This is a genomic window from Polynucleobacter tropicus, assembly GCF_013307225.1.
GTDB classification, from domain to species: Bacteria; Pseudomonadota; Gammaproteobacteria; order Burkholderiales; family Burkholderiaceae; genus Polynucleobacter; species Polynucleobacter tropicus.
In genome coordinates, this window is record NZ_CP028942.1 from 892,411 (window position 1) to 907,608 (window position 15,198).

The 15,198-nt window shown below is 46.6% G+C and carries 16 protein-coding genes and 1 tRNA gene; 12 read left to right on the plus strand and 5 right to left on the minus strand.

Annotated features, from left to right (window positions below; all coding sequences use genetic code 11):
- The first annotated feature begins 1 nt into the window (after position 1).
- Genes DCO17_RS04655 through DCO17_RS04670 form a run of 4 tightly spaced genes read left to right on the plus strand, consistent with a single transcriptional unit; the run spans position 2 to position 4,266 of the window.
- Entirely contained in the window at positions 2-946 is a 945-nt protein-coding gene (locus DCO17_RS04655) for a YicC/YloC family endoribonuclease (protein WP_173955623.1), read from the plus strand.
- Between the two features lie 36 nt (positions 947-982).
- Positions 983-1,621: a guanylate kinase gene (gene gmk / locus DCO17_RS04660; protein ID WP_173955624.1), complete on the plus strand. Its 639-nt coding sequence runs from the start codon at positions 983-985 to the stop codon at positions 1,619-1,621.
- Positions 1,622-1,665: 44 nt separating this feature from the next.
- A complete protein-coding gene (gene rpoZ / locus DCO17_RS04665) occupies positions 1,666-1,869 on the plus strand; it encodes a DNA-directed RNA polymerase subunit omega (protein ID WP_173955625.1) in 204 nt (67 codons plus the stop codon).
- A gap of 15 nt (positions 1,870-1,884) precedes the next feature.
- On the plus strand, positions 1,885-4,266 hold the full coding sequence (locus tag DCO17_RS04670; protein ID WP_173955626.1) for a RelA/SpoT family protein: 2,382 nt from the start codon (positions 1,885-1,887) through the stop codon (positions 4,264-4,266).
- 18 nt (positions 4,267-4,284) lie between these two features.
- On the opposite strand, the gene greB is transcribed toward DCO17_RS04670, so the two are convergent.
- A complete protein-coding gene (greB, locus tag DCO17_RS04675; RefSeq protein WP_173955627.1) occupies positions 4,285-4,785 on the minus strand; it encodes a transcription elongation factor GreB in 501 nt (166 codons plus the stop codon).
- Positions 4,786-4,803: 18 nt separating this feature from the next.
- Between greB and DCO17_RS04680 the strand changes: the two genes are divergently transcribed.
- The 8 genes from DCO17_RS04680 to DCO17_RS04715 all read left to right on the plus strand — a co-directional run bounded on the left by DCO17_RS04680 (position 4,804) and on the right by DCO17_RS04715 (position 12,893).
- Positions 4,804-4,880: transfer RNA gene (locus DCO17_RS04680), tRNA-Arg, on the plus strand.
- A gap of 111 nt (positions 4,881-4,991) precedes the next feature.
- Complete coding sequence (locus DCO17_RS04685; RefSeq protein WP_173955628.1) at positions 4,992-6,182, plus strand: ABC transporter permease; 1,191 nt, start codon at positions 4,992-4,994, stop codon at positions 6,180-6,182.
- Entirely contained in the window at positions 6,182-6,994 is an 813-nt protein-coding gene (locus DCO17_RS04690) for an ABC transporter ATP-binding protein (protein ID WP_173955629.1), read from the plus strand. The genes DCO17_RS04685 and DCO17_RS04690 overlap by 1 nt, the downstream gene beginning before the upstream one ends.
- Positions 6,991-7,926: an MlaD family protein gene (locus DCO17_RS04695; RefSeq protein WP_173955630.1), complete on the plus strand. Its 936-nt coding sequence runs from the start codon at positions 6,991-6,993 to the stop codon at positions 7,924-7,926. The genes DCO17_RS04690 and DCO17_RS04695 overlap by 4 nt, the downstream gene beginning before the upstream one ends.
- Positions 7,923-8,549, plus strand: a complete 627-nt coding sequence (locus DCO17_RS04700) for a PqiC family protein (RefSeq protein ID WP_173955631.1) — start codon at positions 7,923-7,925, stop codon at positions 8,547-8,549. The genes DCO17_RS04695 and DCO17_RS04700 overlap by 4 nt, the downstream gene beginning before the upstream one ends.
- A gap of 27 nt (positions 8,550-8,576) precedes the next feature.
- Positions 8,577-9,548, plus strand: a complete 972-nt coding sequence (locus DCO17_RS04705; protein WP_254598830.1) for a tripartite tricarboxylate transporter substrate binding protein BugE — start codon at positions 8,577-8,579, stop codon at positions 9,546-9,548.
- Between the two features lie 64 nt (positions 9,549-9,612).
- On the plus strand, positions 9,613-10,398 hold the full coding sequence (locus DCO17_RS04710) for an SDR family oxidoreductase (protein WP_173955633.1): 786 nt from the start codon (positions 9,613-9,615) through the stop codon (positions 10,396-10,398).
- Positions 10,395-12,893 (plus strand): ABC transporter permease, encoded by a 2,499-nt coding sequence (locus tag DCO17_RS04715; protein ID WP_173955634.1) that lies wholly within the window; start codon positions 10,395-10,397, stop codon positions 12,891-12,893. Before DCO17_RS04710 ends, DCO17_RS04715 begins: the two co-directional genes overlap by 4 nt.
- Before the next feature lie 9 nt (positions 12,894-12,902).
- Here the strand turns inward: DCO17_RS04715 and DCO17_RS04720 are convergent, their stop codons facing one another.
- The 4 genes from DCO17_RS04720 to DCO17_RS04735 are packed head-to-tail and all read right to left on the minus strand — an operon-like array spanning position 12,903 to position 15,140.
- Positions 12,903-13,439, minus strand: a complete 537-nt coding sequence (locus tag DCO17_RS04720) for an RDD family protein (protein WP_173955635.1) — start codon at positions 13,437-13,439, stop codon at positions 12,903-12,905.
- Positions 13,440-13,450: 11 nt separating this feature from the next.
- On the minus strand, positions 13,451-14,071 hold the full coding sequence (locus DCO17_RS04725; protein ID WP_173956708.1) for a DUF3106 domain-containing protein: 621 nt from the start codon (positions 14,069-14,071) through the stop codon (positions 13,451-13,453).
- 32 nt (positions 14,072-14,103) lie between these two features.
- Positions 14,104-14,574 carry a DUF3619 family protein gene (locus DCO17_RS04730; protein ID WP_173955636.1) on the minus strand — a complete coding sequence of 157 codons (471 nt, stop codon included), beginning with the start codon at positions 14,572-14,574 and terminating at the stop codon, positions 14,104-14,106.
- Complete coding sequence (locus DCO17_RS04735; protein ID WP_173955637.1) at positions 14,571-15,140, minus strand: RNA polymerase sigma factor; 570 nt, start codon at positions 15,138-15,140, stop codon at positions 14,571-14,573. The genes DCO17_RS04730 and DCO17_RS04735 overlap by 4 nt, the downstream gene beginning before the upstream one ends.
- Positions 15,141-15,198 lie beyond the last annotated feature (58 nt).

Consider the following 15,198-nt stretch of genomic DNA (forward strand, 5'->3'; position numbering starts at 1 on the left):
TATGATATCGAGCATGACTGGTTATGGCAGCGCTTCTCGCCAAGTCTCCCTAGGAGCTGGCGTGGTAGCTGATCTGCAGGTGGAATGCCGGGCTGTAAACAGCCGGTTTCTGGACTTGGGCTTTCGTCTTCCGGACGAGTGTCGCGCTGCGGAGCCTGCGCTTCGTGAGATAACTACCCAAAGCCTATCCCGAGGCAAAGTGGAGTTTCGGGCGGCTTGGCGCATCAATCAGTCGAATCACTCTAGTGCAACTGGTGCCTTTCATAGCGATTCCCATGCATTGGGGGCAATCAGCAAAGAGCGTTTAGACGCGCTCTATACCCTACAAGAACGTGCTCAAGATATTTTTCCCAAAGCCAGAGAACTGAGCATTGGCGAGATTTTGCGTTGGCCTGGGATTGTTGCTGAACCACGTGGTGAAGAAGAGGGTTGGCTTGCCGCAACTGTAGAAGCAGGGCGTGCCGCATTAGATGCGCTCATGAAGAGTCGTCAAGCTGAAGGTAAAGCTTTAGTAACTGTGCTGACCAATATCACTTCGAAGATGAATCAAGTCATTGCCAACATTGAACCTAAGGTTCCTGAGTATGTTGCGCAGTATCAAGAAAAACTGACAGAGCGTTTGTCTGAATCTTTGGCCGCCCAAGAACTAGGCAAAGGCATTGGTTCCGAGTTGATGGAGCGTATTCGCCAAGAAGTCGTTTTATATGCAGTGCGTATTGATGTGGCGGAAGAGTTCGCTCGCCTAAAGACGCACTTAAATACAGTTCAGACTGCCTTGACCGGTAAAGGTCCGGTAGGTAAGAGGCTGGATTTCCTCATGCAAGAGCTAAACCGTGAGGCCAATACCCTCAGCTCTAAGTCGGTTTCTGAGGAATGTACCCAAGCGGCTCTCGAGCTTAAGCTCTTGATTGAGCAAATGCGTGAACAGGTTCAGAATCTAGAGTAATTTATCGCCATCAATAATGCCGACGCTAGCCAATACATGAATACTCCAAACTCGACACCATCTTATCAAGGCAGTATGTTGATGATTGTTGCGCCATCAGGTGCTGGCAAGTCTTCTTTGGTAAATGCCTTATTGCAAGATGACCCTGCTCTTAAGTTGTCTCTATCAACAACAACTCGCGCACCGCGACCAGGTGAAGTAGATGGCAAAGATTACCGCTTTGCTTCTCAAGAGGAATTTATTGCTGAGCGTGACCAGGGCCACTTCTTAGAGTGGGCTCAAGTACATGGTCATTTTTATGGCACATCTAAACCATGGATCGAATCTCAGATGCAGGCGGGTAATGATGTGATGCTCGAGATCGATTGGCAAGGCGCACAGCAAATTCGTAAGCTCATTCCATCGGTGCAGTGGATCTTTATTTTTCCACCATCGATTGAGGCTTTAGAGGAGCGTCTTCGCAAAAGAGGGCAGGACGATGAGGAAACGATTCAGCGTCGCTTGGCAGCTGCTCATGTGGAACTGATGCATGCCCATGAGGCGGACTACATAGTAGTCAATGATTCCTTTGATGAGGCGTTAGTGGATTTAAAGCATATTTTGGCCTCCAGCCGCCTGCGTTCTGGTCCTGCCATGGCCCGTAATCCAGCACTTTTGAGGCGCCTAGGGGTCTAATCGGGTATCCTATCGGTATTGAAGCTAATTTAAGTGAGTTCAGCATGGCCCGTATTACTGTAGAAGATTGCCTTAAAACTATCCCAAACCGTTTTGAACTAGTATTGGCTGCGACATATCGCGCTCGTCAATTGGTTCAAGGTCACTCTCCACGCGTTGAGTCCAGAGATAAAGCTACGGTAGTTGCATTGCGCGAAGTAGCTGCAGGTGCGACTGACCGTGACATGTTGACCAAAGTACCTTTGTAATTTAGGGGTTCCGGTGTGGAGCTCCCTCTAGGAACTGGACCATCAGGGTCTAAAAACACATCGGAATTCGTAGGTGGTTCTACGCCTAAAGAGCAGGCTAGCCTGCTCGATCCAGAATCAAATCTAAAAGCTAGTAAGAAGTCCATTATTGCGAGTCTGCTCGCACAATCGAGTCGCCATCTCTTTGGCCCGACTTCAGCGCCTGATCGTCCTTTAAAGCACCAAGTCGTTTCAATTGATGGCTTGCTCTCTAAGCTGAGTTATCTCAAGCCTGAGGAAGTTACGCAGATTAAAAAGGCGTTTCAGTTTGCTGATGCAGCGCATCTCGGGCAATACCGTCATAGCGGTGAGCCATACATCACGCACCCAGTTGCGGTAGCAGAGCTCTGCGCTACTTGGCGCCTAGATGCCCCATCCATCATGGCAGCGCTTTTGCATGATGTGATCGAAGATACCGGTAGTACTAAAGCAGATCTAGTAGAAAAGTTTGGTACCAAAGTTGCTGAGCTTGTCGAGGGTCTCACTAAGCTCGATAAATTAGAGTTTCAAAGCCATGCTGAAGCGCAAGCTGAGAGCTTTCGCAAGATGTTTATGGCAATGGCGCGCGATGTACGTGTGATCTTGGTCAAGCTTGCCGATCGTACTCACAATATGCGCACCCTCGATGCCGTACCAATGGCAAAGCGCCGTAGGGTTGCCACGGAAACCATCGAAATCTATGCGCCTGTAGCTCACCGTCTTGGTCTGAACGTTATATATCGCGATCTACAAGATTTGAGTTTCCGTTATTCAATGCCAATGCGCTTTAGGGTGATTGAAGGGGCTGTTAAACGGGCGCGTGGTAACCGTAAGGAGATGGTGGAGAAGATTTTGCAGGCCTCGCGTATGGCCTTTGCAAAAGCGAATCTTCAGGTGGATTTACGTGGCCGTGAGAAAACGCTTTACAGCATCTACAACAAGATGCGCACCAAGCATGTGAGCTTCTCGCAGGTCCTAGACGTTTACGCATTTAGGGTAACTGTTAGCACTATTGATGAGTGCTACCGAGCATTAGGAATCTTGCATTCTCTTTACAAGCCAATGCCAGGCAAGTTTAAGGATTACATTGCCATTCCCAAGCTAAATGGTTATCAGTCTTTGCATACGACCTTGTTGGGTCCATCTGGTGTGCCTGTGGAGTTCCAGATTCGAACTTCGGATATGCATGCAGTAGCGGAAGCTGGCGTAGCAGCGCACTGGGCTTATAAAGAAGGTTCGCCTGATATGAGTGAGGTGCAAAATCGCGCTCACCAATGGTTGCAGTCCTTGATTGATATTCAGGATAGTAGCGGCGATTCTCAGGAGTTCTTAGAGCACGTCAAGATCGACTTATTTCCCGATGCGGTTTATGTATTTACACCAGCAGGCCAAATCCGCGCCTTACCAAGAGGAGCAACAGCTCTAGATTTTGCGTATTCCATTCATAGTGATTTAGGTAATACCTGTGTGGCTGTGAAGATTAATGGCTTGCAATTGCCATTGCGTAGCGAGCTTAAGAATGGCGACATTATTGAAGTAGTCACCTCAGCGAACTCACAACCCAATCCAGGTTGGTTGGCATTTGTGCGCACTGGTAAAGCTAGAGCGTCCATTCGTCACTCACTCAAGACAAAACATTATTCAGAGTCACTCCAACTGGGTGAGCGTCTCTTAGCAAATAGTCTTCGCCAACAAGGTGTTGATGCTGCACTACTAACACAAGAGATCTGGGAAAAGTTAATGCACTGGACGGGTGATAAAACCCGTGAAGAAGCATGTGTCAACATTGCCTTAGGTCGTCGCTCGCCTCAAGAGTTGGCAATTCGTCTAAAGATCTTGATTGATGATGAAGGTGGTGGTGAGCAAATGCGTTTGGGCGCGGCTGACTGGGTAAGCCCAAGCCAAGATATTGCCCAGCATCAGCGCCAAGCAATCTTAGTAGATGGCCGTGAAGGCAATTCCATTCACTTTCAGTCTTGTTGTCATCCAATTCCAGGCGACAACATCATTGGCTACTTGGGCAAAGGCGAGGGCTTACAAGTTCACACCAATGATTGTCCAGTAGCATTGCGCATGCTCTCTAAAGATAGTGATAAGTGGGTAGAGGTCGAGTGGGGCAAAGATCTCAATCGTGAATTTGAAGTCGACCTAGCTATTGATACCAAGCAAGGTAAGGGAGTATTGGCGCGCGTAGCAAGTAGTGTGACTGCCGCTGACTCGAACATCATGAATGTATCAATGGAAGACCGATTTAAAGAGGATTCTGTCACTATCCGATTTACGATCCAAGTCTTTGATCGTTTGCACCTTTCGAAGGTGATGCGTAGCTTACGTGCGAATCCAGATGTAATGCGCGTGACCCGTACGCGTGCACTGTAAGCATAGCGGCGCAATTATTTACAAATACTGCACATCCAGAATTTCAATTTCGGTAGGGCCAGTTGGTGTTTGAATCGTCACACAATCGCCAAGTCTCGATTTAATTAAGGCCTTGGCAATTGGTGAAACCCAACTGACATGGTTCTTCTCAAGATCCACTTCATCGACCCCCACAATCGTGATTTCCGTTTCTTTTCCAGCATCTTTGCCTTCTAGTGCGGAATAGGTGACCGTTGCGCCAAAAAAGATCTGCTCGGCATCAGCTTCGCCTGATTTTCGGGCAGAATTGTCGATCACAACAGCTACTTCAAGCCGTTTATTCAAAAACCGAATGCGCCGATCGATCTCTCGAAGGCGCTTTTTTCCGTAAATATAGTCCCCATTTTCTGACCGATCGCCATTGCTGGCAGCCCAGTGCACCACCTTTACAACCTCGGGTCTATCAAGGTTTAGGAGCTGTAAGAGCTCGGTCTTAATCCGTTCATGACCAGCGGGTGTGATGTAGTTCTTCTCTTCCATGGCATAATTATGGCTGTTGCGGCTGTAGCTCAGCTGGATAGAGTACTTGGCTACGAACCAAGGGGTCGTGGGTTCAATTCCTGCCAGCCGCACCACCTTATACAGGGCCTAGTTGAAAAACTAGGCCTTTTTTCATAGTGTTTTAAGAAACGACTTTTGCATAGGCATTTCTCAGTAAATTCATACAGATACCTTATAGTCTATTTATGAGCGTTTCTGACACCATTTCTCCAGCATCTACGGTTGCCGGTATTCCGGTAGCGGCATGGACTCAAACCGATGCACGTCACGCGAAAATTACCCTGAGTGGTGATGTTGATATATACAGCTTGGGCGGTATTTGGACGCAAATACAAGATGCGCAAAATGCTTGGCTTGCGAAGATTGCTGCAAATGACTTAAAGAGTGCCACCTTAACCTTTGACGCTGCACAAGTGACATCGATGGATGGTGCCGCAATTGCTTTTTTAATTAGCACTCAAGAAGCACAAGAAAAAGTGGGCGCTCAATTTGACTTGCAAGGTTTGCAGCCTCGTTACCAGCCTTTGCTCAAAGAATTTCAGCCCATCAGCAATTTATTTCCGGTTCCAGCAATAAAGCCTAGGCGAAGTTTTGTGGTCAGCACTGGCATGGCTGTGCAGAATTTATTGGGTGACGCAAAAGGCCTTATTGCCTTTTTAGGCCATTTATCAGCCGATTTGGTTTGGTCGGTACGAAACATTCGTCAAGTACGCTGGGGTGACTTCGTTAATGCCGCAGTAGAGGCGGGGATTGCTGCTTTGCCAATTGTTGGTCTGGTTTCCTTTCTAATTGGTGTAATTCTCTCGTTCCAGGCTGCTATTGGTATGAAGCAATTTGGCGCCGTCTCATTTGTAGGACCTTTAGCGGCCTTGGGAATTGTTCGAGAAATGGGTCCTTTGATTACCGCTATTTTGTTGGCGGGTAGATCTTCCGCAGCTTTTGCCGCTGAGATTGGCACTATGACTGTCAATAGCGAGGTCGATGCTTTGGTAACAGGTGGCTTAAGCCCGATTCGATTCTTGGTCGTGCCACGAGTATTAGCAGGCGTCTTGGTTGCGCCTATTCTCACTTTGTATGCCGATATCGTAAGCATCATTGCATCGATGTTTACTATGTTGATTTATGGCATACCGTTTATTAATTTTTATAACGGCATGCTCAGTGCGGTTGATGTGGAAGACATTATTTCGGGATTGGTAAAAGCAACGATGTTTGGTGTGGTGGTATCAGCAATGGGTTGTTTGCGTGGCATGCAGACTGGAACTGGCGCTGCTGCAGTTGGTATCTCTGCTACTAGGGCAGTGGTGAGTAGTATTGTGATGATTGTCTTGGTAGACGGAATCTTCGCAGTTATTTCTTACAAGACAGGTTTCTAATGACTGCGCCAAGTAACCCAAATGCCGTAGTAAGCCCATCGAGCAATGGTGGCGCTCAGTATGCAATTAACGTGCAAAACCTTACTGTTGGCTACGGCAGTAATGTCTTAATGCAAAATTTGAATTTCACAGTGAATAACGGCGAGATCTTCGTGATTTTGGGGGGCTCAGGATGTGGCAAGTCCAGTTTGCTGAAAAACCTATTTGGCCTATATCAGCCTCTTTCTGGAGATGTTTTGATTGAGGGGCAAAACATCACTACCGCACAGGGAGCAGAACGTCAGCACATCATGACTAGCTTTGGCGTGATGTATCAGCAGGGTGCTTTATTTGGTTCCATGAATTTATTGGAGAATGTGACCCTGTTTATGCAGGAGTACACCAAACTAACGCAGAATCAAATGGATTTGTTGGCGCGCTGTAAGCTTGATCTTGTAGGTCTATTGCCTTATGAGTCTTATATGCCCAGTGAAATCAGTGGTGGCATGCAAAAGCGCGCAGCGATTGCTAGGGCAATGGCACTCAATCCTAGAATTTTGTTTTTGGATGAGCCTTCAGCAGGTTTGGATCCTATTACATCTGCTGATTTGGATCAGACCATTATGGACTTATCTAAAAACTTGGGGATTACCTTTGTGATTGTTTCCCATGAGTTGGCGAGCATCTACGCGATCGCCGATAAGGTCATTATGTTAGACAAAGGTGCTAAAGGCATTATTGCGGAGGGCGATCCTAAGGTATTGCGCGACACCAGCACCGATCCTCGCGTGCATCAATTCTTTAATCGCATCATGAGTAAGGACGTAGCATGAGCAATAACTCAAACCCCAATTACTTTCGCCTAGGCATTTTTGTCTTAGCGGCAATCGGTGCATTAGTGACGGCGATTTTGATTTTTGGTTCAGGCCAAATATTCAAAAAGTCCTTTTATGTAGAAACCTACATTAAGCAATCAGTAACAGGCTTAGATGCCGGCGCAGCAGTACGCTTTAGGGGCGTCAAGATTGGACAAGTAAGCTTTATTGGTCTTACAGGCGATGTATATGAAGACCATATCCCCTTTAAAGATCGAAAACAGTATGTATTGGTCCGTATGCAAATTTTCGGTGAGAAAGTTGATGAGAAGCAGGTCTCGGATTTCGTAAAAAATAATCTTCGTGCGCGCGTGAAGTCAATGGGCATTACTGGCGTTAATTATGTTGAGTTCGACTTTTCTCCAGTGAGTGCTGAGGAGTATCCGCCTTTACCATACAACTGGAAACCAGAATACCCAGTTGTGCCATCTTTGCCAAATCAAGCAGATGAAATCATTTCCGGTATTCAGAAATTGATTGGCGCTTTAAATGATATGAACATTGATGGAACTCAGAAGAAGTTTGATGCTTTACTGGCGAATCTGAACGTCTTAATGGCTGGCAATGGCAAAGACAATGCCGGTTTGGTGCAATCCGTTAAGGATATGAATGTGATCTTGGAGCGAATTGCCAGAGTTACCGACAAGGAAGAGCTCAACATCTTGATGCGTGAATTGATTGGAACCATGGTGGCGATACGTCAAACAGTTACCAGTATGCAGGGTGATACCCAGTTAACTATTGAAAATCTAAAGCAAACGAGCGAACAGCTTAATGAATTTTCGCGTATTGCTAGTCAGTCGCCATCTAGCATTATTTGGGGTGAACCACCTGCCAAAATCACACTGCCCATGAATGGCACACAAGGACAGTCAGGGGTGCAAAAATGATGAAGACGTTTTTATTGATTGTCACAGCATTGGTATTGAGCGCTTGCTCATTGCCTACTCGCGCACCAGTTACGCCGACAAGTTGGATGGTTGCACCAGAGCGTGTAGGGGCGCCTCGTCAAGCTCGTACAGAGTATTGGTTAAAGATTGGTCCTGTGGCGGTTGCCCCGCCATATGATGGCAAATCTTTGGTATATCGCCTTGGCGACGCGCGCTATGAGAGGGATTTCTATAACGTTTATACCTCCATACCTGCCGAGATGATTGGGAGCGCTGAGCGTCAGTGGATTAATCAATCAAATATCTTTTCTGCAGCGCTAGGTCAGGGTAATAGTTATTTTTCATATTACTTCTTGCAGGCAACCGTTAATGAATTCTATGGAGACTATCGCGTCAGACCTGAGGCGGTAGTCAGTATGGAGTTTTTGCTTAGCTATACCAATAGCGCTAAAGGGAGTTCCATGATCGGTACTAACCGCTATACCAAGCGTGTTGCCTTAAAAGATAACACTCCGCAAGCCTTGGTGTTGGGTCAGCAACAGGCCTTGGCAGAGATTTTTAAAGAGTATGAAAATCAGCTTAATCAATATGCCGGTAATTTACCCAAACCATTAGGACAATAGGAAAAGTAATTCATGAAGCAAAGCAATATGCGCACCTTATCTGCAATAGTAAGCGTAGTAATTTCATTTTTTGGCTTAGTTGGATTTGCCCATGCGCAAAACTTCCCAAATAAACCCATTCGTTTAATTGTTCCATTTGCGCCTGGTGGCAGTACCGACATCATTGCCCGTGCAGTTGGTGATGCGCTAGGTCGCCAGCTTGGCCAACCAGTGATTGTCGAAAATAAAGCGGGTGGGGGTGGCTCTATCGGGGCGCTAGAAGTGATGCGTGCGCCTAAAGATGGTTACACCATCGGCATGGCTACTGTATCGACTACAGCTGCAAATCCTGCGATTAATCCGAAGATTGGTTATGACCCCATTACTGATTTCACGGCTATTAGTAATATCGCTGCAACTCCAAACATTATTGCGGTCAATCCTTCTTTCCCAGCTAAAGACTTCAAAACCTTTATGGCTGTTTTAAAAGCCAACCCTGGAAAGTATTCTTATTCAAGTTCAGGTACTGGGGGTATTGGCCATTTACAAACCGAGTTGTTCAAGAGTTTGGCTGGTGTATACATCGTACATATTCCATATCGTGGCGCGGGTCCTGCATTGGCTGATACCGTTGGCGGTCAGGTTTCCATGATTTTTGATAACTTGCCCTCTACATTGCCCTTTGTGAAAGATGGCAAATTGATTCCGATCGTGATTGCAGCGCCTAAACGTTTAGCTCAACTACCAAACGTTCCCACTTTCTCGGAAGTTGGTTTAGCCCCTGTAAACCGTATGGCTTATTACGGCTTATTAGGGCCAGCAGGCATTCCGAAGGATATAGTGGATAAATACTATGCCGCCTTAAAAGTTGTTGTGGCTGATCCGGCAGTTAAGAAGCGCATTGAAGAGACAGGTTCGATCATCAACGTGAATGGACCAGAAGCCTTCTCAAAAGAGATTAAAGCAGAATATGTGGTCTACAAAGAAGTAGTGGCGAAACAAAAATTGGCTTTAGATTAAGATCAAAATCAAATAAAAAATAACAAAACAAAAGTTGCAACATAAATAAAAAACTGGAGATAGTATGGATTTAGGTATCAAAGGCAAGGTTGCATTAGTGATGGCTTCTAGCCGTGGCTTGGGTCAGGCAATGGCGGTTTCTTTGGCGCGTGAAGGTGTGAAGGTGGCTGTCACTGGACGAAGTGAAGAAGGGCTGCAGAAATCGGTCGAGCTGATCAAAGCTGCTGGAGGTGTTGCATTAGCCTTGAACTGGGACTTATCCGATTCATCGGTAATTGATGGTTTGGTATCCAAGGTAGAAAAAGAGCTTGGCCCGATTGATATCTTGATTAACAACACTGGTGGCCCACCCCCAACACCTGCTGCAGGACAAGATCCCGCTTTGTGGCAAAAGAGTTTCAATGACATGGTGCTCTCACTCATCGCCATTACAGATCGCGTGCTTCCTGGAATGCGTCAGCGAAAGTGGGGCCGCATTATTACCAGCACCACATCTGGCGCAATCGCGCCGATTAAAAACCTGGCTATTTCCAATACATTGCGAGCAGCATTATTGGGTTGGTCAAAAACTTTAGCTGCTGAGGTTGCAGCCGAGGGGATTACGGTAAATGTCATCATGCCAGGCCGTGTTGCTACCGATCGTTTGCGTCAGTTAGATGAGGCACGTGCAAAGCGAGAAGGCACAAGCTATGAGGATGTTGTGAAAGCTAGCTTGCGTCAAATACCAATGGGGCGCTATGGTGATCCCAAGGAGTATGGTGATGCTGCAGCCTTCTTGGCAAGTCAGAATGCATCTTTCATAACTGGCACCATTATGCGAATTGATGGCGGCCAGATTCAGGCGATTTGATTACTCGGATTCAGAATCTATTGAGTGGTTTACGGCAAGACCTGCGCTCGAAAGAGCTCAGGTGGTTGCTTGCTGCCCTAGTTATTTCTGTAAGCGCTTTAACAAGCGTTAGTTTTTTAGCGGATCGCATGCATCGTGCGTTTGAGTTTGATGCCCGCCAACTCCTGGCATCTGATTTGTTGATCGTTTCGGATCAGCCCATGCCACAAAGCCTGATCGAGTATGCTCAGCAATTGGGCTTAGACGCTGCGCAAACAACCGTCTTTCCTAGCATGGCCAGCAGCCCCACGCAAAGTAAATTGGCCTCTATTAAAGCCGTTAGTGCGACTTATCCCTTACGGGGATCTTTAGCTATTAATCCGCTGGGAACCGAATCATCCAAAGAGTTGCCTCAAAAGCATGGACCATCGGCTGGCACTGTCTGGGTAGAGCCGGCTATTCTCCGAAATTTACAAATAAAACTAGGCGACGAATTACGTTTAGGGGATCGCCAATTTCAGATTACGGGTGTGTTGGTTAAAGAGCTCGACCGTGGCGCTGGATTTATGAATTTCGCACCACGCGTCATGATGTCTTTAGATGACTTGCCATCAACTGGCTTGGTGGGAATGGGAAGTCGAGTCACTTACCGCTTATTGCTGGCAGGATCAGATAATGCTATCGCCACCTATCGTGAATGGGCGGAGCAATCGATACAGAATCAAAATTTGCGTGGTATTCGTATTGAAACGCTCGAGAACGCGCAGCCCATGATGCGCAAGACATTAGAGAGGGCAGAGCAGTTCTTATCACTGGTTGCTTTACTCACTGCCATGATTTCTGCGGTGGCGATTGCTTTATCAGCAAGGCGCTATGCCGTTGGGCAGGCGGATGTTTGTGCAACCTTGAAATGCTTTGGCGCCACTAGAAGAACCATTTTGAGAAAACAGTGGGCTACGATGCTGTCCTTATGTGCATTGTCTGTAATCTTGGGCTCGATTATTGGTTTCTTGGCACAAGAAGCTCTGACTCGCGTATTGGGCAATCTGCTTGTTGCCTCTTTACCAGGTCCATGCTTGTTTCCCGTTCTATGGAGTACGGCATTCACTTGGGTCTTGCTATTTGCCTTCGCGGGGCCGCCTTTGTTAAGCCTATCTTCGGTATCGCCAATGCGTTTGATTCGTAAAGAATTTGAGTTTGCAGGTGTTTCTACGCTTTGGTTATTTGTGTTGGCTTTGGCTAGTTGCGCTACATTGATTGCGTTAGTGGCTCGTGATTGGAAGTTGGCGCTTTGGGTAGGGTTAAGCTTTATCGGCGCGTTACTTATATTTTCATTGTGCGCTCGCGTTTCTCTATGGCTTGTTTCTAAGATTTCAATGCGTCAATTTGCTACACGCTTTGCCTATACGGCGATGGAGCGACGCTCAGGCTTTGCTGTGATGCAGATAACTGCACTAGGCATCGCCATCATGGCCATACTTTTGATCTTCTTATTAAGACAAGACTTGCTAAATTCCTGGCGCGACAATATTCCTCAAAAAGCACCCAATCGTTTCATGATTAATGTGCAAGAGGATCAAAAGGTCAATCTAGCTAAGCTTATTGAATCCTCGGGTGCGCCTAAGCCTGATTTTTATCCGATGGTGAGAGGTCGCTTGGTTCAAGTCAATGGTGTTGATATTTCACCTAGCAGCTATACGGATGAGAACGCAAAACGTTTGGTTGATCGAGAATTTAATCTTTCTTACTCGGATCAATTGCCAGCAGGTAATCGCATCTTGTCAGGACAATGGATTGCAGGTGATCAGCCGCAAATCTCTATTGAGTCAGGTATTGCCAAGACCTTAAAGCTCAAGCTTGGTGATCAATTAACTTATGAAGTCGCCGGTGAAACGGTCGTCGCACCCATTACTTCCATTCGTAAATTAGATTGGAGCTCCATGCGTGTGAACTTCTTTGTCATCATGCCCCCAGCGCTATTACGATCGATGCCGCAATCATGGATCACTTCTTACTATCAAGCGCCGAATCTAGATAGCTTAGACTTTCAGATTAACCAGGCTTATCCCAATGTCACTATGGTGGATGTCTCAGCATCTTTGCAGCAGATTCAGGAAGTATTGAATAAGCTTTCAACGGCATTGGGCTTATTGTTCATATTTACGCTAATGGCAGCGATTCTGGTGTTAATGACTTCTATGGCTGCTACGCAAGACGAACGTTATCGCAATGCCTCTTTATTGAAGGCTATAGGTGCATCGCAAAAGATGATCAAGCAGATTGCAATTACGGAGTTGTTCATTATTGGAGCAGTTGCAGGTTTATTAGCTGGCATTTCTGCGGGAATGGCCGCGTGGTGCTTGGGCCGTTATGTAATGGATATTGAATTTAACGCCTTTGCGCAAGCAATCGCTTTAGGTCTTGTACTTGGTGTGGTTGCCACTATGTTGGCAGGATATCGCTTTCAGAGGCGCATTCAAGGTGCTACAGCAGTGCAATGTCTGCGTGAATATTAAGTTTAAGCCTTAGGAAAGTTTTACTAGATTCTTCGGTAATTCAACTAATCTAGAGTTTGCCAATCGGTCTGGAAGACTTTGGCGTAAAGAGGCGCTGCGTCTATCCAAGAAGATGCTCAGTGGCCAGATGAATAAAGCGACAGTAAAGAGCATTTCAATGATTTGCCATTTCTCCAGATGAAAGATCCATTGCAAGAATATGCAGGGAACGATCCAGAGCGAGCCATAGACATATCGCCAAATTGCCTGGCGTCTACTTAGATTAAAACCATTTGCACCAATCATGCGAATGCGCCAAGTTTGCATTGCAAGTGTTTGACCAGATTTTGTCCAATACCAAACAAAATAAATGCCTAACACTGAGTACAAGTAGAGGAAGGTTAACCAGCTTGGTAGTGATACGCCAAAAAGTATGCCAAGACCTAAATTGGGCACTAGAAAAGTAAAAGCGATAACGCCAAGCAATACAAGCTGCTCATAAAGACAGCAAGAGACGCGGCGCCAAAACTGAGGTGCAGGTAATTCGCTTAATTCAGCAGGCGTCATTTATAGGTGAATTATTGATTTTCAGTAGTACTTGGCGCTGCCGGGGTCACTGAAGAGCCAGTTTCTGGTGTAGTTGCTTGAACGGCGCGTGGGCTTGGGGCAGCAGGGGCGGGAGTTGTTTCGCGTTTGATGGCATGTTGTTGCAAAGTAGGAGCATTAGTCGCGTTAGGCTTTTTCTTGGCCTCCATCTCCGCCAACTTTTTCTTTTGCTCATCACTAAGTTTTTGATAAGCGCTCCATGCCTCTGCCTTTTTCTCAGCGGGGAATTTCAAACTAGTGAGATAGTTTTCGCGAGCGATGCGACGATCGCGTTGAGAGAGATTGGACCAGCTAGTCATACGTGATTGCAGACGATCTTGATCCGCAGGAGTCATCTTTGGATAGAGATTTGCTACATAAATCCATTTTTTTCGGCTATCGGGGAGCATGTAGTCCCAGTCGCTCTCTAGCGGCGCTAGCGTCTTTTGTTGCGAAGGGCTCAAGTTATCCCAGGTTCCATCTGGAGCCTTAGCGGGTACCGCTGCGGTTTTTCCATGTTGGGGGTTTGTATATTGCGCATGAAGATTCGTTGCGCTAAAGACGAGCAATGCCAGCGTGGTTGCCATCAAGGCTTTGCTAGCAATGTTCTTCATATTTGTGTCTAACTGAGCGATCATGGCCAAGCTTATTTGCTTGGTGATAGCTCGCTAGATGAGTCTTCAGAATCAGAGAGTGGGCCGTTTTTAAGGAAGGCCATAAATCCGCTGTCAGCATAGGCATCAGGTGGAACATCATCAGTGAGCAATGCTGCATCTACTTCAGCGATGTCATTGATGCGAGACTCGTTTTGCCATTGCGCTATGCCGATAAGTCCAAATACCAGCACTACTACTGGTGCTACCCACCCGAGGGTATCCCAAAGATTGCTGGAGGATTTAAAGCTGCCAGCCCAATTTCCGGATGTGCCGGCTAAAGCTGTGGTCTTGATGTGCACCTTTTCAAGCTTGCGTGCAGCCAAAGCCTTTTTACGTGCTTCATACAGGCGATCTTTAATGCTGGTAGGCAGGCTTTGAGCTCCTTGGCTCAAAAGGGCTGCGCTAGCACGACCAAATTCATCGGCTTGTACTGGACTGAGGGTGTCATCAAGGTGCTTCACAGGGTAATTCCTTTTAATTTCAATGCTTTAGCTAATGATTGCGTTGCTCTAGAGCAATGCGTTTTGACACTACCTTCGCTGCAATTCATGGCTTTGGCGGTGTCGGTAATGCTTAGCTCATCCCAATAACGCATCAGGAAGGCTTCTCGTTGACGTACAGGTAATTTAGCGATTTCTGACTCCAAAGTCTGTAAAAGCTGACTCTTTTCGAGCTGTTTTGCCCCATCTTGGTGAATTTCACTGTCATCTGGAGCTGAAAGTGACTCAAGAGGGTCAAAATCGTCGTTTTCTTCAGCTTTTCTGCCCATGCTGGAGAACAGGGTCACCCAAGCATTTCTGACCTTTTGACGACGAAACCAGTCATGAATCCGGTTTTGCAGAATGCGGGTGAAGAGCAAGGGGAGTTCAGCAGCAGGTTTATCCCCGTATTTCTCAGCCAACTTAATCATGGCATCTTGAACAATATCCATTGCCGCGTCATCGTCGCGCACGGCGTATACCGCTTGCTTAAAAGCACGCTGCTCAACGCTGCTGAGAAAGTCGGATAGTTCTTGGGCGGATGCCATGCAGTCGATTACACCTGAATCGGTCAGAATTGGGTCATTTTAGGGGATTGCTATAGAA